This is a genomic window from Cellulomonas wangleii (assembly GCF_018388445.1).
Lineage (GTDB): Bacteria > Actinomycetota > Actinomycetes > Actinomycetales > Cellulomonadaceae > Cellulomonas > Cellulomonas wangleii.
The window spans coordinates 1552310-1576199 of record NZ_CP074405.1; the positions used below are offsets into that span (position 1 = coordinate 1552310).

18 protein-coding genes are annotated in these 23890 nt (G+C 75.6%); 16 read left to right on the forward strand and 2 right to left on the reverse strand.

What is annotated here, in order from left to right; genetic code table 11:
• Positions 1-50 precede the first annotated feature (50 nt).
• The gene (locus tag KG103_RS07220) at positions 51-1391 is read right to left on the reverse strand and encodes an aminotransferase class I/II-fold pyridoxal phosphate-dependent enzyme (protein ID WP_207341463.1); all 1341 of its coding nucleotides are present in this window, start codon (positions 1389-1391) and stop codon (positions 51-53) included.
• 219 nt (positions 1392-1610) lie between these two features.
• Between KG103_RS07220 and KG103_RS07225 the strand changes: the two genes are divergently transcribed.
• The 11 genes from KG103_RS07225 (at position 1611) to KG103_RS07275 (ending at position 14912) form a co-directional block, all read left to right on the forward strand.
• Positions 1611-2459 carry a nitrilase-related carbon-nitrogen hydrolase gene (locus KG103_RS07225; RefSeq protein ID WP_207341462.1) on the forward strand — a complete coding sequence of 283 codons (849 nt, stop codon included), beginning with the start codon at positions 1611-1613 and terminating at the stop codon, positions 2457-2459.
• 21 nt (positions 2460-2480) lie between these two features.
• Positions 2481-3902 (forward strand): dihydropyrimidinase, encoded by a 1422-nt coding sequence (hydA, locus tag KG103_RS07230; protein WP_207341461.1) that lies wholly within the window; start codon positions 2481-2483, stop codon positions 3900-3902.
• Positions 3903-3914: 12 nt separating this feature from the next.
• Positions 3915-4997, forward strand: a complete 1083-nt coding sequence (locus KG103_RS07235) for a TIGR03842 family LLM class F420-dependent oxidoreductase (protein ID WP_207341460.1) — start codon at positions 3915-3917, stop codon at positions 4995-4997.
• The gene (locus KG103_RS07240; RefSeq protein ID WP_249670838.1) at positions 4994-5947 is read left to right on the forward strand and encodes an ABC transporter permease; all 954 of its coding nucleotides are present in this window, start codon (positions 4994-4996) and stop codon (positions 5945-5947) included. Before KG103_RS07235 ends, KG103_RS07240 begins: the two co-directional genes overlap by 4 nt.
• A complete protein-coding gene (locus KG103_RS07245; RefSeq protein WP_207341459.1) occupies positions 5944-6822 on the forward strand; it encodes an ABC transporter ATP-binding protein in 879 nt (292 codons plus the stop codon). Before KG103_RS07240 ends, KG103_RS07245 begins: the two co-directional genes overlap by 4 nt.
• On the forward strand, positions 6819-7610 hold the full coding sequence (locus KG103_RS07250) for an ABC transporter permease (RefSeq protein WP_249670839.1): 792 nt from the start codon (positions 6819-6821) through the stop codon (positions 7608-7610). Before KG103_RS07245 ends, KG103_RS07250 begins: the two co-directional genes overlap by 4 nt.
• A 101-nt stretch (positions 7611-7711) precedes the next feature.
• Positions 7712-8860: an ABC transporter substrate-binding protein gene (locus KG103_RS07255; protein ID WP_207341458.1), complete on the forward strand. Its 1149-nt coding sequence runs from the start codon at positions 7712-7714 to the stop codon at positions 8858-8860.
• Positions 8861-8996: 136 nt separating this feature from the next.
• Positions 8997-10331, forward strand: coding sequence for an aspartate aminotransferase family protein (locus KG103_RS07260; protein WP_207341457.1), 1335 nt, complete (start codon positions 8997-8999; stop codon positions 10329-10331).
• Positions 10332-10445: 114 nt separating this feature from the next.
• On the forward strand, positions 10446-11210 hold the full coding sequence (locus tag KG103_RS07265) for an SDR family oxidoreductase (protein ID WP_207341456.1): 765 nt from the start codon (positions 10446-10448) through the stop codon (positions 11208-11210).
• Positions 11211-11256: 46 nt separating this feature from the next.
• Positions 11257-13110, forward strand: coding sequence for an ABC transporter ATP-binding protein (locus KG103_RS07270; RefSeq protein WP_207341455.1), 1854 nt, complete (start codon positions 11257-11259; stop codon positions 13108-13110).
• A complete protein-coding gene (locus tag KG103_RS07275; RefSeq protein ID WP_207341454.1) occupies positions 13107-14912 on the forward strand; it encodes an ABC transporter ATP-binding protein in 1806 nt (601 codons plus the stop codon). Before KG103_RS07270 ends, KG103_RS07275 begins: the two co-directional genes overlap by 4 nt.
• Positions 14913-14938: 26 nt before the next feature.
• Here the strand turns inward: KG103_RS07275 and KG103_RS07280 are convergent, their stop codons facing one another.
• Complete coding sequence (locus tag KG103_RS07280) at positions 14939-16426, reverse strand: PucR family transcriptional regulator (protein WP_207341453.1); 1488 nt, start codon at positions 16424-16426, stop codon at positions 14939-14941.
• Positions 16427-16520: 94 nt separating this feature from the next.
• Here KG103_RS07280 and KG103_RS07285 point away from each other — a divergent pair, with 94 nt between their 5' ends.
• From KG103_RS07285 to KG103_RS07305, 5 genes are read left to right on the forward strand one after another with little or no spacing between them, the layout of a single operon-like run.
• Positions 16521-17366 (forward strand): oxamate carbamoyltransferase subunit AllH family protein, encoded by an 846-nt coding sequence (locus KG103_RS07285; protein WP_207341452.1) that lies wholly within the window; start codon positions 16521-16523, stop codon positions 17364-17366.
• Positions 17363-18829, forward strand: a complete 1467-nt coding sequence (locus KG103_RS07290) for a hypothetical protein (protein WP_207341451.1) — start codon at positions 17363-17365, stop codon at positions 18827-18829. Before KG103_RS07285 ends, KG103_RS07290 begins: the two co-directional genes overlap by 4 nt.
• On the forward strand, positions 18826-20193 hold the full coding sequence (locus KG103_RS07295) for a YlbE family protein (RefSeq protein ID WP_249670840.1): 1368 nt from the start codon (positions 18826-18828) through the stop codon (positions 20191-20193). Before KG103_RS07290 ends, KG103_RS07295 begins: the two co-directional genes overlap by 4 nt.
• Positions 20190-21884 (forward strand): carbamate kinase, encoded by a 1695-nt coding sequence (locus KG103_RS18820; protein ID WP_243656477.1) that lies wholly within the window; start codon positions 20190-20192, stop codon positions 21882-21884. The genes KG103_RS07295 and KG103_RS18820 overlap by 4 nt, the downstream gene beginning before the upstream one ends.
• A complete protein-coding gene (locus tag KG103_RS07305; protein WP_207341450.1) occupies positions 21881-23848 on the forward strand; it encodes an allophanate hydrolase-related protein in 1968 nt (655 codons plus the stop codon). Before KG103_RS18820 ends, KG103_RS07305 begins: the two co-directional genes overlap by 4 nt.
• The last annotated feature ends 42 nt before the right edge of the window (positions 23849-23890 follow it).

A 23890-nucleotide genomic window follows, 5' to 3' on the forward strand; every position in this document is an offset into this window, starting at 1 on the left:
CCCGTCTCGCGGTACGGCCCGTCCCACGCCGGCGTGGCGGGCCGCCGGCGTCAGGGAGCGGCCGCCGCGGCCAGCGCGGCGGCGACCGCCTCGACGTCCTGGCTGCGCAGCGCGCCGACGCTCACCCGCACGAACCCGTGCGGCCCCGGCGGGACGGAGAAGAACGGCCGCCCGCGTGCGACCCGCACGCCCGCGGCCTCCAGGCGGGCCAGGGCCGTCTGCTCGTCGTGCACCGGGATCCAGACGTTGATGCCGTCGCCGGGCGGCACGTGCACGCCGTGGTGCGCCAGGGCGGCGCTCAGCGCACGGCGTCGTCCGTGGTAGACCCGGCGCGCGTGAGCCACGGCCTCCACGGCCTGGGCGTCGGTCAGCAGGTCGGCCAGCACGTGCTGCAGCAGGCGACTCGTCCAGCCCGGGCCGAGCATGCGCCGGGCCACGAGCCCGTCGAGCACGAGGGCCGGGCCGCCGACGGCGGCGATCCGCAGGTCCGGGCCGTGCGACTTGGAGTACGAGCGCACGTGCACCACGCGGTCGGCCAGCAGCGGGCCCAGGCTCACGTCGCGCGACGACGCGATCTCCCCGGAGTGGTCGTCCTCCACGACCCACAGCCGGGACGCGGCCGGGCGCAGGACCGCGGCCAGCTCCCGCACCCGGGTGGGCGAGGTGGACACCCCGGTGGGGTTCTGCGCGCGCGGCTGCAGCAGCACCACCCGCACCCCGGCGCGCACGGCCTCGGCCAGGGCGTCGGGGCGGGGGCCGTGGGAGTCGAGCGCCACTGCGACCCGCTCGAGCCCCAGGTGGTCGAGCAGGTCGAGCACCGGCGGGAAGCCGGGGTCCTCGACCGCGACGCGGTCGCCGAACCGTGAGACCTGCTCGAGCACCCGGCTGATCGCGTCCACGGCGCCGTCGACGACGGTGAGGCGCTGGGCGAGGAAGGGCCACGACGCCCGCAGCAGCCGTTCGAGCTCCGGCACCACCGGGTCGTCCAGGTAGCCGCTCGTCGCCAGGGTGGGCGCCCGCAGTGCGACCCGGGCGAGCGCGGGGGCGAGGTCCGGCAGCAGGGCGGGGTCCGGCGTCCCGCCGGCCAGGTGGAGGCGTGCCGCCGGCCCGTCGGCCAGGTCCCGGTACCGCGGGGGCAGCCGCCCGGCAGGTTCCGGCAGCACGGACGTGCCGGCGCGGCCGCGCGACACGACCAGCCCTGCCGACGCGAGCGACTGCCACGCCGACCCGACGGTGGCAGGGCTGACGCCGAGGGCCAGGGCGAGCTGGCGCACCGTGGGCAGCCGGTGCCCCGGCAGCAGGTCGCCGGTGTGGACGAGGCGGGCGATCGTCGCGGCGATCCCGCGCGGGGTGCGGTCGGTGACGAGGTCCGCCAGCTCCTGCGGTGACATGGGCGCATCGTCGCGCGCGGGTGTTGCGGCCGCGTGTCCGGGGGATGAGCGGACCCTCATCGACCGCGCGGCGACGGATGTTCACGGACCGGGCCGGGAAGTTCCGCCGCGGCAAAGGCCCGGTGACGCCGCAGAAATGTCCAAGGTCGACAGTCACGTTCCACGCGACGCAGCCCCACCGTCGTCGCCGGACCGCCCCGCCGTGACCCCGGAGGACCCATGACCGTCGTGCGCGTCGCCTTCACCCAGGCCACCTGGACCGGCGACAAGGAGTCGATGATCCAGCTGCACGAGGCGTGGACCCGTGAGGCCGCGTCCGCCGGGGCGCAGGTCATCGCGTTCCAGGAGCTGTTCTACGGCCCGTACTTCGGCATCACGCAGGACACGGCGTACTACGACTACGCCGAACCGGTGCCGGGGCCCACGACCGAGCGGTTCGCCGCGCTGGCGGCGTCCCTCGGGATCGTCGTGGTGCTGCCGATCTACGAGGAGGACCAGCCCGGCGTCCTGTACAACACCGCGGTCGTCATCGACGCCGACGGGACCGTGCTCGGCCGGTACCGCAAGCACCACATCCCGCACCTGCCCAAGTTCTGGGAGAAGTTCTACTTCCGCCCCGGCAACCTCGGGTACCCGGTCTTCGACACCGCGGCCGGCCGCATCGGCGTGAACATCTGCTACGACCGGCACTTCCCCGAGGGGTGGCGCGTCCTGGCGCTGCACGGGGCGCAGATCGTCTTCAACCCCAACGCCACCGCCCCCGGCATCTCCAACCGGCTGTGGGAGATCGAGCAGCCGGCGGCCGCCGTGGCGAACGGGTACTTCGTCGTCGCCAACAACCGGGTCGGGCGCGAGGACAACGAGTACGGCGACGAGGCGGTCGAGTTCTACGGCTCGTCCTACGCCGTGGGACCCGACGGGGCGTACGTGGGGGAGGTCGGCTCGTCGCGCGAGAACCAGCTGCTGGTCCGGGACCTGGACCTCGAGCAGGTGCGCGAGGTGCGCGAGCGGTGGCAGTTCTTCCGCGACCGCCGCCCCGACGCGTACGGCCCGATCGTCGCCCCCTGACCCCACGGCGGAAGGACTGCCATGACCACCACGCTGCTGCGCGGCGGCACCGTCGTGACGGCCACCGGCCGGTCCGCGGCCGACGTGCTCGTCGACGGTGAGCGGATCGCCGCCGTCCTGGCCCCCGGTTCCACGCTGCTGGGCCACGACCTCGCCGCGTCCGTCGACCGCGTCGTCGACGCCACCGGCAAGTACGTGGTGCCCGGCGGCGTGGACGCCCACACCCACATGGAGCTGCCGTTCGGCGGGACGGCGGCGTCGGACACCTTCGAGACCGGCACCCGCGCGGCCGCCTGGGGCGGGACGACGACGATCATCGACTTCGCGGTCCAGCGCGCCGGTGAGCGCGTGCAGGACGGGCTGGCCGCCTGGCACGCCAAGGCCGCCGGGCGCTGCGCGGTCGACTACGCGTTCCACCAGATCGTCGGCGGCGTGGACGACGACGCCCTGAAGGCGATGGAGACGCTCGTCGACGAGGGCATCACCAGCTACAAGCTCTTCATGGCCTACCCGGGGGTGTTCCACTCCGACGACGCCCAGATCCTGCGCGCGATGCAGAAGGCCGCCGAGCTCGGGCTGCTGACGATGATGCACGCCGAGAACGGCCCGGCGATCGACGTGCTCGCGGCCCAGCTCGTCGAGCAGGGCCGCACGGCCCCCTACTTCCACGGCGTCGCGCGGGCGTGGCAGCTCGAGGAGGAGGCGACGCACCGCGCGATCATGCTGGCCGACGTCACGCAGGCGCCGCTGTACGTGGTGCACGTCTCCGCCAAGCAGGCCGTCCAGCAGCTCGCGTGGGCCCGGGACGCCGGCCGCAACGTCTTCGGCGAGACGTGCCCGCAGTACCTGTACCTCTCGCTCGAGGAGCAGCTCGGCGCCCCGGGCTTCGAGGGTGCCAAGTGGGTGTGCTCGACGCCGCTGCGCAGCCGCGCGGAGGGCCACCAGGACCACATGTGGCAGGCCCTGCGCACCAACGACCTGCAGATGGTCTCGACCGACCACTGCCCGTTCTGCATGAAGGGTCAGAAGGAGCTCGGCCTCGGCGACTTCCGCGCCATACCGAACGGCATCGGGTCCGTGGAGCACCGGATGGACCTCATGTACCAGGGCGTGGTGACCGGCGAGATCACCCTCGAGCGCTGGGTCGAGATCACGTCGACCACTCCCGCGCGGATGTTCGGCCTGTACGGCCGCAAGGGGGTGGTCGCGCCGGGCGCGGACGCCGACCTGGTCGTCTACGACCCGGCCGGGCACACGTCCATCGGCGTCGGCGCGACGCACCACATGAGCATGGACCACTCCGCCTGGGAGGGGTTCGAGGTCGACGGGCACGTGGACGTCGTCCTGTCCCGCGGTGAGGTGCTCGTGGACGCCGACGGGTACCACGGCCGCCCCGGCCACGGCCGCTACCTGCGCCGCGACCTGTCGCAGTACCTGGTCTGAGAGGGGACCGGCATGGACCTCGGCGTCGTCCTGCAGACCGACCCGCCCGCCTGGCGCACGGTCGACCTGGCGCGGCAGGCGGAGACCCACGGCTTCTCGCACGTGTGGACCTTCGACTCCCACCTGCTGTGGCAGGAGCCCTTCGTCATCTACTCCGCCGTCCTGGCCGCTACCCGCCGGGTGGTGGTCGGGCCGATGGTCACCAACCCGGCCACGCGGGACTGGACGGTGCTGGCCTCGCTGTTCGCCACGCTCAACGAGATGTACGGCAACCGCACCGTCTGCGGCATCGGGCGCGGCGACTCCGCGGTGCGCACGCTCAACGGCCGGCCGTCGGACCTGGCGACGCTGCGCGAGGCGGTCCACGTGATCCGGGAGCTGGCGAACTCCCGCCCTGTGGACCTCGGTGAGCGCACGGTCCGGTTCCCGTGGTCCCGGGGCTCGACGCTCGACGTGTGGGTCGCGGCCTACGGGCCGCAGGCGCTGCGGCTCGCGGGGGAGGTGGGCGACGGGTACGTCCTGCAGCTCGCCGACCCCGACATCGCGCGCTGGATGATCCGCGCCGTGCGCGACTCCGCCGAGGCGGCGGGCCGCGACCCCGACGACGTGCGGATCTGCGTGGCCGCCCCCGCCTACGTCGGCGACGGGGCCTCGCCCGCGGCGCGGGCGCACATGCGCGAGCAGTGCCGGTGGTTCGGCGGGATGGTCGGCAACCACGTCGCCGACATCGTGCGCAGGTACGGCACGGACTCGGCGATCCCGCGGGCGCTGACGGACTACGTCCGCGAACGGGAGGGCTACGACTACAACGCCCACGGGCGCCCCGGGAACACCCACGCGGCGTTCGTCCCGGACGAGATCGTCGAGCGCTTCTGCGTGCTGGGGTCCCCGCACGAGCACGTCGAGCGGCTGCGGGAGCTCGAGGCGCTCGGGTGCGACCAGTTCGCGGTGTACCTCCAGCACGACAACAAGGAGGAGACGCTGCGGCTGTACGGCGAGCGCGTGATCCCCGCGCTGGCCGAGCCCGTCGTCGCGACCGCGCCCGCGACGGTACCCACCGCGCCGGCACCCAGCGCGGCAGCGGTGACGCCGTGAGCGCGACCACCGCACCGCCGGCGGTGGTGCCGGGCACGGCCCGTCCCGTCGCCGCGTCCCCCGGGGTCGGCGCCGTGCAGCGCCTGACGCGGGCGCGTCCCCTGGCCGCGGTGCTCGCCGTGCTCGTCCTGGTCACCGTGTGGGAGGCGTACAAGTGGCTCGGCCCCGAGCAGGGGTGGGCGCTGGGGGAGACGAGGCTGCTGCCGCGGACCACCGACCTGGCCATGCCGCACACCTGGCAGACCCTCGCGCGGCTCCTCGAGCCCGTCTCGGGCGGCACGGGCGCGGACCCGCTGTGGCTGGCCGTGCTGCGGGCCGCGGGCGCGAGTCTCGGCGTCGCCGTCGTCGGGTGGACGATCGGCGTCCTGGTGGGTGCGGTCCTCGCCCTGGCGATGCAGCGCGTGACCCTGGCCGAGCGGGCCGTGCTGCCGCTGGTGGTCCTCTCGCAGACGGTCCCGCTGGTCGCGCTCGCGCCGCTGGTGCGCTCGTGGGGGTCCCGGCTCGCCGTCGGCGCCCTGGAGTGGGAGCCGTGGATGTCGGTGGCCGTCATCGCGAGCTACCTGGCGTTCTTCCCGGTCGCCGTCGGCCTGCTGCGAGGGCTGCAGTCGCCCGACACCATCCACGTGGAGCTCATGCGCGCCTACGGCGCCGGGTGGGGCGCGACGCTGCTGCGGCTGCGGTTGCCGGCCGCGGTGCCGCACCTGCTGCCGGCGCTGCGGCTGGCCGCCGCCAACGCCGTGGTGGGCACCGTGGTAGCCGAGGTGGCGACCGGCCTGCCCGGCGGGCTGGGCCGCATGGTCCTGGAGTTCGCGAACTTCGCGGCGAGCGACCCGCCCAAGCCGTGGGCGCCGATCCTCGGCGCGGTGCTGCTCGGGCTGTCGACCGCCGCGCTGGTGGCCCTGCTGGGCCGCGCGCTGCGCCGGTACCGGCGTGCGGAGGTGAGCGCGTGAGCGCCGTGCGCGAGCAGCCCGCCGTGCCGCCGGACACGGGACCGCGCCGGGCCGCGGCGGTCGACGTCGAGGGCGTGACGCGCGTGTTCGGCGGGCGGACGGGCGAGGTGGTCGCCCTGCAGGACGTCGACCTGCGCGTGGCCGCCGGGGAGTTCGTCTCCCTGATCGGGCCGTCCGGGTGCGGCAAGTCCACGCTGCTGCGGCTCGTCGCCGACCTCGACGAGCCGACGTCCGGCACCGTGCGGGTGTTCGGCCGCAGCGCGCGCGAGGCGCGCCTGGGGCGGGACTACGGGATCGCGTTCCAGCAGGCCGGGTTGCTGCCGTGGCGCACGGTGCGGGCCAACGTCGAGCTGCCGCTCGCGCTCGCGGGTACCGGGCGGGCCGGGCGTCGCGAACGGGCCGACGAGCTGCTGGCTCTCGTGGACCTCGCGGAGTTCGCTGACCACCACCCCGACCAGCTCTCCGGGGGCATGCAGCAGCGCGTCGCCATCGCCCGCGCGCTGGCCGACGAGCCGTCGCTGCTGCTGATGGACGAGCCCTTCGGCGCGCTCGACGAGATGACGCGCGAGCACCTGCAGGCGCAGCTGCTGCGGATCTGCGCCGAGACGCGGGCCGCGGTGGTCTTCGTCACCCACTCGATCCCCGAGGCGGTGTTCCTGTCCGACCGCGTCGTGGTGATGTCACCGCGTCCCGGGCGGGTGCAGGCGGTGGTCCCGGTGGTGCTCGACCGCGCGGGTGCCGCCACGCCCGGCTCCGGGCCCCACGACGACGCGGGGGACGACCTGCGCACGGACCCCGCGTTCTTCGGGACCGTCGCGGCGGTGCGCGACGCGCTGCGCGGCACCGCGGCGGGTCGCGGGGCGGAGGTCCGGTGAGCGGGGTGCCCGGTGCCCGGGCAGCGAGGGCGCTCGGCCCAGCGCGGCAGGTCCTGCCCCCGCTCGTCCTGCTCGTCGCGCTCGTGGCGGCCTGGCACGCGGTCGTGGTGCTCGGCGAGGTGCCCGCGTTCGTGCTGCCCGGACCCGCCGCCATCGCCGAGCAGGCGGTCACGTACGCCGGCCCCATCTCCTCGGCGGCGCTCGTCACCGGGCGCAACGCGGCCCTGGGTCTGCTCCTGGGTGCCGTGCTCGGGGTGCTCGGGGCGGTCGTGGCCGCGGTCGTGCGGCTCGTCGACCTGCTCGCGGAGCCGGTGGTGGCGGCCCTGTCGGTCGTGCCCGTCGTGGCGCTCGCCCCCGTGCTGTACGCGATGTACGGCGCCGGCTCGGAGCAGGCCCGCGTCATCGTGGCCGCCCTCGCGGTGCTCGTGCCCGTGCACGTCACGACGCTGCGCGGCCTGCGCCAGGTGCGCCCGGTGCACCGCGACCTCATGCGGGCGCTGGCGGCGGGCCCCGTGCAGGCCGCCGCCACGGTGACGCTGCCCACCGCGGTGCCCTTCGTGTTCACCGGCCTGCGCATGGCGGCGTCGCTCGCGGTGATCTCGGCGATCGTCGCGGAGTACTTCGGCGGGCCGCGCTCCGGCATCGGGTCGTTCATCACGACCGCCGCCGCGGGCTCGCACTACGCGCAGGCGTGGGCGTACGTGCTCGGCGGCGTCGCCGTCGGCCTGGCGTTCTACGCCGTCACCGCGACGGCCGAGCACCTGGTGAACCGTCGGGCCGGCGCATGAGGCCCGGCCCCGGCACGTCCTCCTGCCGACGCCGCCAGGACGACCCGACCGCTGTTCCCGCACGCGCGCCGCGCCGGTGCGCACCATCCGAGGGAGTTCACATGAGGACGACGACGCGCCGGTGGGCGGCGGTCACGGCCGCCGCGGCGGCGGGCCTGCTGCTCGCCGCCTGCTCGAGCACGGACGGGGCGGAGGCGTCGGGGGGCGGCTCGGACGCCGGTGACGACCTGACGCCCGTGCGGCTGCAGCTGCAGTGGCTGACGCAGGCGCAGTTCGCCGGGTACTACGCCGCGCTGGACCAGGGCTACTACGCCGACGAGGGTCTGGAGGTCGAGATCCTCCCGTCGGGCGGCGACGTCGTGCCGCAGGACGCGCTGGCCGCCGGCGAGGTCGACTACGCGATCGCGTGGGTCCCCAAGGTGCTGGGGTCGATCGAGCAGGGCGCGCAGGTCACGAACGTGGCGCAGGTCTTCGAGCGCTCGGCGACCCTGCAGGTGGCGTTCGCGGACGCCGGCATCTCGTCCGTGGCGGACCTGGAGGGCAAGCGCATCGGGTCGTGGGGCTACGGCAACGAGTGGGAGCTGTTCGCCGGTCTCGACCAGGCGGGGGTCGAGGACTTCGAGCTCGTGACCCAGGCGTTCGACATGGTCGGCCTGCTCAGCGGCGACATCGACGCCGCCCAGGCGATGACGTACAACGAGTACGCCCAGCTGCTGGAGACCGTGGACCCCGACACCGGCGAGCTGTACACGCCCGACGACTTCACGGTCATCGACTGGAACGACGAGGGTGTCGCGATGCTGCAGGACGCCGTCTGGGCGGACGCGAGGCGTCTCGCGGACGACGAGGAGTACCAGGACACGACGGTCCGGTTCCTCAAGGCGACGATCCGGGGCTGGGTGTACGCCCGGGACAACCCGCAGGAGGCGGCGGACGTGGTCACGGCCGCCGGCTCCACGCTCGGCACGTCGCACCAGCTGTGGATGACGAACGAGGTCAACAAGCTCATCTGGCCGTCGACCGCCGGGATCGGTCGCATCGACCCCGAGGCCTGGGACCGCACGGTCCGGCTCGCCCTGGAGACCCACAACGAGACGGGTGCGGCCCTCATCACGGCCGAGCCGCCGAGCACCGCGCACGACGGCACGTACGTCGAGCAGGCGCTGACGGAGCTGCGTGACGAGGGTGTCGACGTGACCGGCGCCGACTTCGAGCCCGTCGACGTCGAGCTGCAGGAGGGCGGCAGCTGAGGGGCATCCGGCGGTCCCCGGGGCGTCGGTCGCGGCGCCGCCCCGGGGACGGCGCGGCGCGCACACGCCCGTGCCCTGCGGCACGCACCCGCCCGTAGCCTGCGGTGCACCACCCGTACCCCGAGGAGGCACGACGATGGCAGCACCCCTGCGGGCCGACGTCCCGGACCTGGACGCGCGCGCCGTCGCGCTGGACCGCGCGCACGTCTTCCACTCGTGGTCCGCGCAGGCGCACGTCGCCCCGTTCGTCGTGGCCGGGGGGCGCGGCTCCACGGTCTGGGACCACGCGGGCCACACGTACCTCGACTTCTCCAGCCAGCTCGTCAACACCAACATCGGGCACCAGCACCCGCGTGTGGTCGAGGCGATCCGGGCGCAGGCCGCCCAGCTGACGACCGTCGCGCCGTCGACGGCCCACCTCGTCCGGGGGCAGGCGGCCGAGGCCGTCCTCGGGCACGCGCCCGACCGGTTCACCAAGGTCTTCTTCACCAACGGCGGCGCGGACGCCAACGAGAACGCGATCCGCCTGGCCCGTCTGCACACCGGGCGCCCCAAGGTGGTCTCGCACTACCGCTCGTACCACGGCAACACCGGCGCGGCCGTGGTGGCGACGGGCGACTGGCGGCGCGTGCCCAACGAGTACGCCACCGGCCACGTCCACGTGTTCGGGCCGTACCTGTACCGCTCGGAGTTCTGGGCGAGCACCCCGCAGGAGGAGTGCGAGCGTGCGCTGCGGCACCTGGAGCGCGTGGTGCAGTGCGAGGGGCCGGAGTCGATCGCCGCGATCCTGCTGGAGACGGTGCCCGGGACGGCCGGCGTCCTCGTGCCGCCGCCCGGGTACCTCGCGGGGGTGCGCGAGGTGGCCGACCGGTACGGCATCGTGCTGATCCTCGACGAGGTGATGGCAGGGTTCGGGCGCACGGGGGCGTGGTTCGCGTTCGACCGGCACGACGTCGTCCCCGACCTGGTGACCTTCGCCAAGGGCGTGAACTCCGGCTACGTGCCCGCCGGGGGCGTGCTCATCTCCGACGAGATCGCCGCAGGATTCGACGACCGGGTGTTCCCGGGCGGCCTGACGTACTCGGGCCACCCGCTGGCCATGGCGGCGGTCGTCGCGACGCTCGGGGCGATGGCCGACGAGGGGGTGGTGGAGAACGCCGAGGCCGTCGGGCGCGAGGTGCTCGGTCCGGGCCTGGCCGCGATCGCCGCACGGCAGCCCCTGGTGGGGGAGGTGCGCGGCACCGGCGTGTTCTGGGCCGTGGAGCTGGTCGCCGACCGCGCGACGCGCGCCCCGGTGCCCGCCTCGGTCGTCGCCGCGGTCAAGGCGGCGTGCCTGGCCCGCGGGCTGCTGCCGTTCGTGGCCGACAACCGGGTGCACGTCGTGCCGCCGTGCGTGGTCACCCCCGACGAGGCGCGTCAGGGGCTGGCCGTGCTCGACGAGGCTCTCACCGAGGTCACCGCCGGCCTGTGACGACCCGCCCGTGACCGCAGCCCGTGAGCGCAGGCCCGTGACCGCCCGCCCGGGGCCACCTGCCGCCGCCCTCCCGCGTGCCATGCTCGTCCGACACCCACCCCAGGAGCCCGCATGACCACCTCCGTCGACCGTCCCCGCCGCGCCCTCGTGACCGGCGCCTCGTCCGGCATCGGCGCCGCGACGGTGCGCCGCCTGCGCGCCGACGGCTGGGACGTCGTCGCCACCGCCCGCCGCGCCGACCGGCTCGCCGCCCTGGCCGCCGAGACCAGCGCCGACGTCGTCGTCGCGGACGTGACGCGGGACGAGGACGTCGAGGCGCTCGTCGCGCACGTGCGCGGCACCGGCGGGCTGGACGCGGTGGTGAACAACGCCGGCGGCGCCCTGGGCCAGGACACCGTCGAGGACGCCGACCTCGACGGCTGGCGCACCATGTACGAGCTCAACGTGCTGGGCACGCTGCGGGTGACCAAGGGCGTGCTGCCGCTGCTGCGCGAGCGCGGGCAGGGCGACGTGCTCGTCGTCACGTCGACCGCGGCGCACGGCGCGTACCCCGGGGGCGCCGGCTACACGGGCGCCAAGCACGCCGAGCGGATGCTCGCGACGACGCTGCGCTGGGAGCTGGTGGGCGAGCCGATCCGGGTCATCGAGATCGCGCCCGGTGCGGTCGCCACCGAGGAGTTCTCGCTCGTGCGGTTCGCGGGGGACGCCGAGCGGGCCGCGAAGGTCTACGAGGGCTACCAGCCGCTGGTCGCGCAGGACGTCGCGGACACCATCGCCTGGTCCCTGTCGCGCCCGCCGCACGTCAACGTCGACCTGCTCGTCGTGCGCCCTCGCGCGCAGGCGAACAACACCACGATCGCCCGGACGGGGGTCTGAGCGCCGGTCCGCGTGCGGTGTCGGTGGTGCGTCCTACGCTGGACGGATGCCACCCTCCGACGCGTCGACGACGCGTGCCCTGCTGCGTCTGGTCCGGTGGGCGCGTCCCGCCCTGCCCCGCGTCGTCGCCGGTGGCAGCGCCACGCTCGTGGCCAGCCTCATCGCGCTCGCGGTGCCGCAGGTGCTGCGCTGGGTGGTCAACGGTCCGCTGCTGACCGACGGGTCCCGGGCGGCGGTCGTCCAGGCCGCGCTCCTCGTGCTGCTGCTGGGCGTCCTCGAGGCGGTGCTCGTGTGGTGCCGACGCGCCCTCATCGCCACACCCGGCACGAGCGTCGAGCGGACCATGCGCACCGACCTCTTCCGGCACCTGCTGGACCTGCCGGTGGCCGTGCACGACCGGTGGTCCGGCGGCCAGCTGCTGCAGCGCTCGATGGGCGACCTGCACACCGTGCGCCGGTGGATGGTGTTCGGGCTGGTGCAGCTCGTGGTGTCGGCCACCACCGTGCTCGTCGGGGCGGTCCTGCTGCTGGTGACGAGCCCGCTGCTCGGGGCGGTCTACCTGTGCGGGGCGGTGCCGGTGGTCTGGCTCGGCTTCCGGTTCCGGCAGGACTACAAGGTCGTCGCGCGGCGCGCCCGGGACCAGGCGGGCGACCTGGCGACGAGCGTCGAGGAGTCCGTGCACGGGATCCGGGTGCTCAAGGCCTTCGGGCGCGGTGAGGACGCGCTCGAGGACTTCGTGCGGCAGGCCGACGAGCTGCGCGGCACCGAGCTGGACAAGGCGCGCGCGCAGTCGCGCATGTCGTTCGCGCTGGCGTGGATCCCGGAGACGACGCTCGCCGTCGCGCTGGGTCTCGGCGTGTGGCTGGCGGCGACGGACCGGGTGAGCGTCGGCGCGCTCGTCGCGTTCTTCGCCACCGCGGCCGTCATGACCCGGCCCGTCGAGAGCCTGGGGCAGCTGCTCGGCATGACGCTCGACGCACGCGCCGGCACCGACCGGTTCCTCGAGGTCATGGACACGGCCCCGGCGCTGAGCGACCCCGCCGCGCCCGTGGCGCTGCCGCCGGTGCCCGCCGAGGGGACGCGCGTCGAGCTGCGCGACGTGCGGTTCGCGCACGGCGCCGGCACGCGCGAGGTGCTGCGGGGCGTCGACCTCGTCCTCGAGCCGGGCCTGACGACGGCGCTGGTGGGTCTGACCGGCAGCGGCAAGACGACCCTGCTGCAGCTCGTGCCCCGGCTGTACGACGTGACCGGTGGCGCCGTCCTCCTCGACGGGCTCGACGTGCGCGACCTGACCCGCCGCGACGTGCGCGGCGCCGTGGCGGTCGCGTTCGAGGACCCGATCCTGTTCTCCGCGTCCGTGCGGGACAACGTGCTCATGGGGGTGCCGGTGGAGCGGCTGGCGGCGATGAGCCCGCAGGAGGCGGACGAGGCCGTGCGCGTCGCGCTCGACGTGGCCCGCGCCGGGTTCGTGCACCGCCTGCCGCAGGGTCTCGACACCGTCATCGGCGAAGAGGGCATGAGCCTGTCCGGCGGGCAGCGCCAGCGCGTCGCGCTGGCCCGTGCGATCGCCGGACGGCCCCGTGTCCTCGTGCTCGACGACCCGCTGTCCGCGCTCGACGTCGCCACCGAGGCGGAGGTCACGGCGGGTCTGCGGCGGGTGCTGACCGGCACCACCACGCTCGTCGTCGCCCACCGCACGTCCACCGTCGCGCTGGCGGACCGTGTCGCCGTCCTCGAGGACGGGCGGGTCACCGGTGTGGGCCGCCACGCCGACCTGCTGGCGACGCACCCGCACTACCGGTACGTCCTGACCGCCGAGGGCGGTCCCGACGGTCCCGGGCCAGGTGCTCACCCGACGGTCCCGGATCCGCGCGGCCTGGCCGAGGAGGTGCGCCGATGACCGCGGCGACCGCCGTCGCGCCGGCACCCGGCGCGGACGAGGACGCGGGGGAGGTCCGCGGCCGCTCGCTGGCCCTGCTCCGCTCGCTGCTGCGGCCCGTGGCGCGCCGCGCCGCGCTGACGGCGGTCGTCGTCGTGGTGGCCCAGCTCGCGCTCGTCGCCGGGCCGGCCCTCGTGGCGATCGGCATCGACCGTGGCATCCCGGCACTGCGGGACGGGGACGCCGCACCGGCCCTGCTCGTGGCCGGCGGGTACGCACTGACGGCCCTGGTCGCAGGGCTGTTCACCGCGGCGACGGTCCGGCTCGCCGCGACGGTCAGCCAGGCCGTCCTGCTCGACCTGCGACGGCGGGTGTTCCGGCACACCCAGCGCCTCAGCCTGGAGTTCCACGAGCGGTACACGTCGGGGCGGATCATCTCGCGCCAGACGTCCGACCTCGAGGCGCTGCGCGAGCTCCTCGACGGCGGCGTGACCACGCTCGCCGCCAGCGGGCTGGCCATGGTCTTCACCGCGGCCGGGCTCGCGCTGCTCGACTGGCGCAGCGGGCTGGTGCTGCTCGTCGCCGTCGTGCCCGGCGTCGTCCTGACGCGCTGGTTCCAGCGCCGCTCGCAGGCCCAGTACCGGCGCTCGCGGACGGCAGCGGCCCGGGTCATCGTCCGGTTCGTCGAGACGATGACGGGCGTCCGCGCGGTGCAGGCCTTCCGCCGCGAGGCGCAGGTCGCGGGGGTCTACGAGGCCGAGGCGGAGGAGTACCGCGCCGCCAACGCCGAGGCGATCCGCGTCAACGGCGTCTTCGACACCGGTCTGGTCCTCATCGGCAACGTCACCGTGGCCGCGGTGCTGCTGGTCGGTGGCCTGCGGGTGCTGGACGGCGGGCTCGAGGTCGGCGTGCTGGTCGCGGCCGTGCTGTACGCGCGGCGGTTCTTCGCGCCGCTCGCGCAGATCGGGATGTTCTACAACTCGTTCCAGTCCGCCACGGCCGCCCTCGAGAAGCTGTCCGGGCTGCTCGCCCAGGAGCCCACCGTCCCGGACCCGACCCGGCCGGTGCGCCTCGAGCAGCCCCGCGGCGACGTGTGCTTCGACGGCGTCGAGTTCGGCTACGGCGACGGGCCGTCGGTGCTGCCGCGCCTCGACCTGCACGTCCCCGCCGGGCAGACCGTGGCCCTGGTGGGCGAGACGGGTGCGGGCAAGTCCACCGTGGCCAAGCTCCTCGCCCGGTTCTACGACCCCCGGAGCGGGGCGGTGCGCGTGGACGGGGTCGACCTGCGCGACGCGGAACCCACGGACCTGCGCGCGGCCATGGTCATGGTGACCCAGGAGGCGTACCTGTTCTCCGGCTCCGTGGCCGCCAACATCGCGCTGGGCCGACCGGGTGCCAGCCCCGCGCAGATCGAGCGGGCGGCGCGGGCGGTCGGCGTGCACGACCTCATCGCGGCCCTGCCGGACGGGTACGACACGGACGTCGACACCCGTGGCGTCCGGCTGTCCGCCGGGCAGCGGCAGCTCGTGTCGTTCGCGCGGGCCTTCCTGGCCGACCCCGCCGTCCTCGTGCTCGACGAGGCGACCAGCTCGCTGGACATCCCCGGCGAGCAGCTCGTGCAGGAGGGGCTGCGCACGCTGCTGACCGGCCGCACCGCGGTGGTGATCGCGCACCGGCTGTCGACCGTCATGCACGCGGACCGCGTGCTGGTCGTCGACGCGGGGCGGGTCGTCGAGGACGGCAGCCCCGACGAGCTGGTGGCCGCGGGCGGTCGGTTCGCGGAGCTGCACGCCGAGTGGCAGCGCTCGCTGCACGGCGAGTGAGGGGGACGCCTCGGCGACCGCCGGGGTCAGGGTGGCCCGAGGAGCCGGTGCGCCTCGAGGGCCAGTGCGAGGGCCGTGCGCGTCCGCGGGTCGTGGAGGTCCGCGTCGAGCAGGTCGCCGATGCGCTGGAGGCGGTGCTTCATCGTGTTGTAGTGCACGAACAGCCGCCGTGCGGCCTCCGCGGCGTTGCCCAGCCCGAGGAAGACCTCCAGGGTGCGCGACAGGTCGCCGTCGACCTGGGCGTCGTGCCGCAGCAGCGGGCCGATCTGGTCCTCGACGAAGTCCCGCAGCCGGTCGGGCGGCAGGCTCATCACGAGCCGCTCGAAGCCGAGGTCGGCGTGGCGCGCCGTGGTGCGGCGCGTGACCCCCGCGATGTGCAGGGCCTCCTGCGCCGTCGCGTGGCTCTCCGGCAGCGCCGTCAGGGCGGGGGCGGGGCGCCCCGACGCGACGACCGTGGCACCGGCGCCCGCACGGACGAGGGCCTGCCGGAACGCCTCCTCCGGCTGCCCCCGGGCGGGCATGATCGCGACCACCTGCGTGCCGCGCTGCCAGGCCACCGCGTGCGGTCCGAGCGCCCGGCGTGCCGCGGCCTGCAGGTCCCGCTCCGACGGTGCGGTGGTGCACGCGGCGACGACCACCACCGACGTGCCGGCGAGCTCCCACCCGAACAGACGAGCCCGCTGCGCGAGCGCGTCCGGGTCCGCGCCGGGCGCGGTGACGAGCTCCTCGAGGAAGACGACGCGCAGGCGCCGGTCGAGCTCGATGCTCGCCAGCGCCTGGGCGATGTGCATCCCGGCGGCGAAGCAGGCCTGCCGGACCAGCCGCCGCTGCGCGAGCGTCGGCTCGGCCTCCCCGCCGACCAGGACGCGGCCCCGCCGCACCCCCGCCACGGTCACCGGGAACTCCCACCGGCCCGCAGGCGGCGCGACGGCGCCCGCGCCGCGCGACTGCTCGGGCACCTGGGGTGAGCGACCCAGGGCCAGCGGGTCGTCGGCCAGGACCGTGACGGTACGGGCCAGCGCGCCCGACAGGGTGCGGGCGATCTCGTCGAGGCCGCCGCCCGCCAGCGCGATGCCGGTGAGGCGCTCGCGGATCACCTCGTCGTGCGCGGGCTCGGCGTCGTGCTCGGCGAGCACCACCGCGAGGACCGCGGCGATCACCTCGTTGAACGACGTGTCGCCGGGGACCACGAGCACGGGGAACGCGAGCTCGTCGGCGAGGTCGGCGAACCGGTCCGGCAGCTGGTCGAGGTAGCGCAGCGGCTTGATCGCGAGGGCGGCCAGCCCGCGCGCGTGCAGGAGCCGCAGCAGCTCGACGAGGCGGTCGGGGGTCTCGCGCACGGGGTACGCCGTGGTGAGGAGCAGCTCGCCGGGCTTGATGTAGGGCTCGATGTCGGGGACCTCCATGACGTTGACCCCGCTGACCAGCCGGTCGACGCCGGCGTCACCCGCCAGGACGTAGGCGCCCCGCAGCGGGGCCAGGGTGAGCACGTCGCGGACGGTCAGTGTCGCCACGGGCTGCCCCTTGTCCACATCGGACGACGCGGCCGCCCGACGTCGTCCGGTTCGGACGCTGCGGGGCCGGGGCCGCGATCCCTACGGTCACAGTATGCCGAACACCCACAATGCGGACGCCGGGCGGACGCGGCTCGCGGCCGACGCACCCCCGCCGCACGCGCTGCTGCGGGCGACCGTCGTCCGTGCCGGGCGGAGCCTGGTCGTGCTCCGCACCGCGGGCGGCGCACTGGTGCCGGTGACGTCCCCGGAGCACGGGCTCGTGCCCGGCGGGGTGTGCCTGGGCGGCGGCCTGCGGGGTCTGGCACCGCGTGCGGGCACGACGCCCGACCCCGGGCCGTGGGCGGCGCACCTGGACGGTGCGCCGCGGGTGGACCTCGCGGTGCCGGTGGGTGCCGTGGACGCCCACGCCGCCCGCGCCCTGCTGGCCGGGGCGCTCGGCGCGGAGCCGGCCCGCGCGGGGCGCGACGTCATGGACCCGCGCCCGGCGCGGCGCCGCGCGGGCGAGCTCGTCGCCGCGGCCGTCGCCCAGGACCCCCGGCGGGTGCGCACGGCGCTGCGTCGCCTCGTCGGGGTGGGGCCGGGATCGACCCCCAGCGGTGACGACGTGGTGGTCGGGGTGCTGGCGGGCCTCGACCGCCGCTCCGCGGGGGCCGCCGCCACCGTCGTCCGCGGTGCGCTGCCCGTGCTGCTCGACCGGACCACCAGCCTGTCGCGCCACACCCTGGTGGCGGCGCTCCGCGGGCAGGTCGCCGAGCGCGTCCACACCCTCGTCGAGGCGACCGCCGCCGTCGGCCTCGTGCCGGCGACGCTCGCCGCGGCGCGGACGTGGGGCGCGACGTCGGGTCTCGACCTCGCCGCGGGCGTCGCCGCCGGTGCGCTCGCCGGCCCGGCGCAGGCGTCCTCGTGCCCGGCCGACGCCCGCCGGAGGAGCGCATGACCGCGACGGCGACGGGCACGCTGGCGGCGCGGGTGCTCCCGCGCCTGTACCGGGACTCCGTGACGCTCATGGCGCTCGCGTCGTCGCTCGAGCGGCGCGACGGGGTGACGCGCGTCGGTGCGGTCATGGGAACGCCGGGCAACCTCGCCGTGCTCGAGCGCTCGGGCATGCGACCCGACGGGCTCACCCCGGCACCGGACGACCTCGTCCTGGTGGTGCGCGGGCTGGACGCGGGCTCCGTCACCGGTGCGCTGGACGCGGGCGAGGCGGGGCTCGTGGCGGTGGCGGACGACAGCGGCACGCGGCGCGAGCACGCGCCGCGGACGGTCGCCGAGGGGCTGGCCGTGGGTCACGGCGCGACGGTCGCGGTCGTGTCCACCCCGGGCGGCTACGCGCCGGTCGTCGTGGAGCAGGCCCTGCGGGCCGGGCTGCACGTCCTGTGCTTCTCGGACAACGTGAGCACGGCCGACGAGGTGCGCCTCAAGCGGCTGGCCGTGCGCAGCGGGCTGCTGCTCATGGGCCCGGACTGCGGCACGGCGATCCTCGACGGCGTGCCCCTGGGGTTCGCCAACGCGGTGCGGCCGGGCCCGCTCGGCATCGTCGCGGCCTCGGGCACCGGCGCGCAGGAGGTCGCGTGCCTGCTGCACCGCTCGGGCACGGGGGTGTCCCAGCTCGTCGGCGTCGGGGGGCGGGACCTGTCCGCCGAGGTCGGCGGCGCGATGACGGGTCCGGCGCTGGACCTGCTCGGTGCGGACGGGGCCACCGAGGCGGTCGTCGTGGTCTCCAAGCCGCCCGCGCCGCATGTGGCGCGCTCGCTGCTGGCCCGGCTCGCGGACCTCGGCAAGCCGGCGGTGGCCTGCCTGCTGGGCGAGGCGGACACCGACGGTGCCGTGCCCGTCCACGGCACGCTGGAGGGCGCCGCGCGCGCTGCCGCCCGGCTGGTCGGCGCCACCCTGGACGTCGACCTCGCCGCGCCGGTCACCGCGCCGCGGGCACCGGCGGCGCGCGGCGTGCTCGGCCTGTACACCGGAGGGACCCTGGCGGCCGAGGCCCGGGTGGTCCTGGCGCGCGCCGGCGTGGCCGGGCAGGTGCTCGATCTCGGCGCCGACGAGTACACCGTGGGCCGCCCGCACCCGATGATCGACCCGTCGGCCCGCGCCGCGCAGGTCGTCGCGGCGGGCGGGCGGAGCGACGTCGGGATCCTGCTGGTGGACGTCGTCCTGGGGTTCGGTGCGGCCGCGGACCCCGTCACCCCGCTGGCCCGGGCGGTCGAGGACGCGGTCCGTGCGGCGCGCGACGACGGCCGGGACCTGGTCGTGCTCGGCTCGGTGTGCGGCACGGAGGCGGACCCGCAGGGTCTCGACGCGGCCCGCAGCGCGCTCGCGGACGCCGGGGTGCTCGTGCACCCGTCCACCGCGGGGGCGGCGCGCACCGCCGCCGTCGTCGCCGGGGCGTCGACGTGATCGCCGGCGGGGTGCGGGTCCTCAACGTCGGGCTGCCCGCGGTGGTCGAGGCGGCACCGGACGTCGTGCAGCTCGACTGGCGCCCGCCGGCGTTCGGCGACGTCGAGTGCGCGCGCCTGGCCGTCGCGCTCGACGACGACGTCACCCACGCCGCGAACGCCCGCGCACTCGCCGCGGTGCACGCCGTGCGCCCGCAGCTCGTGGGTGTGCGCCCCGCCCGGGACGTCGTCCCCGGGCTCGGGGACGGGCGCACGCTCCTGCACGCCGGCCCCCCGATCGACCTGGCGGACATGTGCGGCCCGGTCCGCGGTGCGCTCGTCGGTGCCGTGCTGCTCGAGGGCTGGGCGGGCACGCCCGCCGACGCGCTGCACCTGCTGGAGGCCGGCGGGGTCACGCTCGACGCGTGCCACCACCACGACGCGGTCGGCCCCATGGCGGGAGTGCTCAGCCCGTCGATGCCCGTCCTGGTCGTCCAGGACGGCCCCCGCCGCGCGTACGCCTCGCTCAACGAGGGCCTGGGACGGGTGCTGCGCTTCGGGGCGTTCGACGCGGAGGTCGTGGACCGGCTGCGCTGGATGCGCGACGTGCTCGGACCGGTGCTGGACGGCGCCCTGCGGCTCGGCGGCCCGGTCGACGTCACCTCGCTCGTCGCGCAGGCGCTGACGATGGGCGACGAGGGGCACAACCGCTCGACGGCCGCGACGAGCCTGCTCGCGCGGCGCCTGGCCCCCGAGGTCGCGCAGCAGGACCGGGGTGTGGAGGTGCTGCGGTTCCTCGCGGCCAACGACCACTTCGCGCTGAACCTCTCGATGGCCGGGGCCAAGCTGGCGACGGACGCAGCCGTGGGCGTCGAGCACTCGACCCTCGTCACGGCGATGGCCCGCAACGGCGTCGAGTTCGGGCTGCGCGTCGCGGGTACCGGGGAGCGGTGGTTCACCGCACCCGTGGGCGCCGCCGACGGCCTGTTCTTCCCCGGCTACGGGCCCGAGGACGCCAACCCCGACCTGGGTGACTCGGCGATCACCGAGACGCTCGGCATCGGCGGCTTCGCGATGGCGGCCGCACCCGCGATCACCCTGTTCGTGGGCGGCACCCCCGACGACGCCCTCGAGACCACCCGCTCGATGCGGCGCATCACGCTGGGCCCGCACCCGGCGTTCCGGCTGCCGGCGCTGGGGTTCGCCGGGGCACCCAGCGGCATCGACGTGCTCAAGGTCCTCGACACCGGGGTGCTGCCGGTCATCAACACCGGGATCGCGCACCGGGAGGCCGGCGTGGGGCAGATCGGTGCCGGGGTCGTCGAGGCACCGTCCGACGTCTTCCTGCAGGCGGTCCGCGCGCTGCACGGGATGCGTGCGCGATGACCGGCACGGTGCTGCTCGCGGTCGGCGGCAACGCGCTCGTGCTCGACGGCGAGCCCGGGTCGGTCGCCCGTCAGCAGGAGCGGGCGGCGGACCTCGCCGGCACGGTCGCCGACCTGGTCGCCGACGGGTGGCGGGTCGTCCTCACGCACGGGAACGGGCCCCAGGTCGGCTTCATCCTGCGCCGGGGGGAGCTCGTGGCGCCGGAGGCGACGGCCGAGGGGCTGCCCGAGCTGCCGCTGTGGCTCGCGGTCGCCGACTCCCAGGGCGGCATCGGCCACCTGCTCGCGACCGGCGTGGACTCCGCGCTGGAGGACCGCGGGCTGACCGCGCGCGCCGTCGCCGTCCTCACGCACGTCGAGGTCGACCGCGACGACCCCGCGTTCGCGCGGCCCACCAAGCCGATCGGCGCCGCGATGACGTCCGCGACCGCGGGTCTGCGTGCGGTCGAGGGCTGGGACGTCGTCGAGACGTCGCCCGGGGTCCACCGCCGGGTCGTGCCCAGCCCACGCCCGCGGCGGGTCGTGGAGTCCGCGCACATCCGGACCCTGCTGGACGCCGGTGCCGTCGTCGTCGCGGCGGGCGGCGGCGGCATCCCGGTGGTCCGCACCGCCGACGGCTGGCGCGGTGTGGACGCCGTCGTGGACAAGGACCGGGCGTCGGCGCTGCTGGCCGACGCCCTGGGCGTCGACACGCTCGTCCTGGTCACCGGTGTCGACGCGGTGGCCGTCGGGTGGGGGACGCCGCGGCAGCGCGCGCTGCGGCACGTCGACCCGGCCGAGCTGCGGGCGCACCTGGACGCGGGGGAGTTCCCGGCGGGGTCCATGGGCCCGAAGGTCGAGTCGGCGCTGCAGTTCGTCACCGACGGCGCCCGGCGCGCCGTCGTCACGTCCCTGCCCCGGCTCCGTGACGCGCTCGCGGGCCGGTCCGGGACGCTCCTCACCGCCCGGGCCGGTCCCGGCACCCACGCGCCCGCACCGCGGACGCCGACACCAGGAGGACCCGTGATCACCCTCCCCGCCGACCCGTTCCCGTTCGTCCTCGACCCCCGGCAGGTGGCGCTGCTGTGCATCGACTTCCAGCGCGACTTCATGGAGGCCGGCGGCTTCGGGGAGTCCCTCGGCAACGACGTGTCGCGGCTGCGCGGCACCATCGAGCCCACGAGCCGCGTCCTGGCCGCCTTCCGCAGCCGGGGCTGGCCGGTCATCCACACGCGCGAGGGCCATCGCCCCGACCTCGCGGACCTGTTCCCCGCCAAGCGCGACCGCGGCAGCCCGACCCTGCGCATCGGTGAGGACGGCCCGATGGGCCGGCTGCTGGTGCGCGGCTCAGCCGGGCACGGCATCGTCCCGGAGCTGGCGCCCGTCGAGGGGGAGGTCGTCCTCGACAAGCCCGGCAAGGGCGCGTTCTACGCCACCGACCTCGAGACCGTCCTGCGGGCCCGGGGCATCACGAGCCTCGTCGTCACGGGCGTCACCACCGAGGTGTGCGTCCAGACGACGGTCCGCGAGGCGAACGACCGCGGCTTCGAGTCCCTCGTCCTGTCCGACTGCACCGCGTCGTACTTCCCGCAGTTCCACCGCTCCGCACTCGACATGTTCTGCGCCCAGGGCGGGATCGTGGGCTGGGTCGGCACCTCCGACGCGCTCCTGACGGCCCTGCGCACCACGACGCACGAGGAGGTCCCACGATGAGCACTGCCGCACGCGAGGTGTCGACCGCCGACCGTCCCGCCGGCACGCCCGGCCGTCTGCCGTGGTGGACCCCGGGGGACTGGAACGGCCTGTTCGGCCTCGGCACCAACGTCCTGCTCAACGTCATCGTCCTGACGGGCCTGTGCCTGGCGGTCGTCCAGATCCCCGGCGACACCGTCTACGGGCGGATCCTGCCCGCCCTGGGTATCGCGCTGCCGCTGGGCAACATCTGGTACGCCGTGCTCGCACGGCGGCTCGCCCGCCGGGAGGGCCGCTCCGACGTGGCGGCGCTGCCGTACGGGCCGAGCGTGCCGCACACGTTCATCGTCGTCTTCGTCGTCATGCTGCCGGTGCTGCTGCGCACGCAGGACCCGCTGGCCGCCTGGCGTGCGGGCCTGGCCTGGGCGTTCATCATCGGCTGCATCGTCCTGCTCGGGGCGGTCTTCGGCCCGTGGATCCGGCGCTGGACGCCGCGGGCGGCGCTCCTCGGCGCGCTCGCGGGCATCTCGATCACGTTCATCTCGATGAGCCCGGCCGCGCAGATGTGGCAGGCGCCGTGGATCGCGTTCGTGGCCTTCGGGTTCATCCTCGTCGGCTGGCTCGGGGGGCGTCGCATGCCCTTCGGTGCTCCTGTCGGCCTGGTCGCGGTCCTCGTCGCGACGGCGGTCGCCTGGGCCGCGGTCGCCGCCGGCTGGTCGGGCATCCTCGAGCCGAGCGCGGTCACGCAGTCGGTCGCGGACCTCGCGCTGCACCTGCCGCTGCCGTCGGCGGACGTCGTCACGGGGCTGCAGGACATCGCCCCCCTGCTGGCCTCGGCGATCCCGCTGGGCATCTACAACTTCACCGAGGGCATGACCAACGTGGAGTCGGCCGCCGCGGCGGGGGACCGGTACTCCGCCCGGCAGGTGCTCACGGCCGACGGGCTCGGCGCGGTCGTCGGGTCGTTCCTCGGCTCGCCGTTCCCGCCCGCGGTGTACATCGGGCACCCGGGCTGGAAGGCGGTCGGCGGACGGGTGGGGTACTCGCTGGCGACGGGGGTCGTCGTCGGTCTCGTGTGCTTCACCGGCCTGGTCGGCACGTTCCTGGCGGTGTTCCCCATGCAGGCGCTCGTCCCGGTCCTGCTGTACATCGGCCTCGTCATCGGCGCCCAGGCGTTCGACGTCAACCCGCGGCGGTACGCGCCGGCGATCGTGCTGGCGATCGTCCCCAGCCTCGCCGAGTGGGCGACCGGGCTGATCGACAACGCGCTCGCGGCGGCGGGCACGTCCGCGGAAGAGGTCGGGACCGGTGCGCTCATCGCCAACGGCGTCGTCTACGACGGGCTGCGGCTGCTCGGGCAGGGGGCCGTGCTCGTCGGCATCCTGCTGGGCGCGATCGCGTGTTTCGTGATCGACCGCCGCCTGTACGCGGCGGCGATCACGTCCGGCATCGCCGCGGTGCTGTCGTTCTTCGGGCTCGTCAACGCCGTCGAGGTGGGCGTCAACGCGTCCCCGGCCGTGACGACCGGCTACGTCCTGCTCGCCGTGCTGCTCGCGGCGTTCGGGTGGCGCCTGCGGCACGAGCGGGACGACGCGCTGGACGACGAGCTGCTCTTCGTCAACGGCAGCCTCATGCGAGGCCTCGAGCTGCACGGGCACCTCGACGGCGCCGAGCTGGTGGAGGAGACGACGACCGCACCGCGGTACCGCGTGCACGCCGTCGACGGCCGGCACCCGGGCATGTACCGCGTCGCGGACGACGAGGAGGGGGCGGCCGTCCACGGCGAGCTGTACCGGGTGCCGGCCGAGGTGCTGGTGCGGGTGATCGAGGGCGAGCCCGCCGGGCTGTACCGGGGGCCGGTGGAGCTCGCGGACGGGCGTCTCGTGCCCGGCATCCTCGACCACCGGGCGAGGGCGCAGGAGCACCCCGAGATCACGCAGCACGGCGGCTGGCGGCAGTACCTGGCGACGACGTCGCCGGCCTGACGGCTCCCGCGGCCGGGACCGGCGCGCGACCCCTCGGGGGGC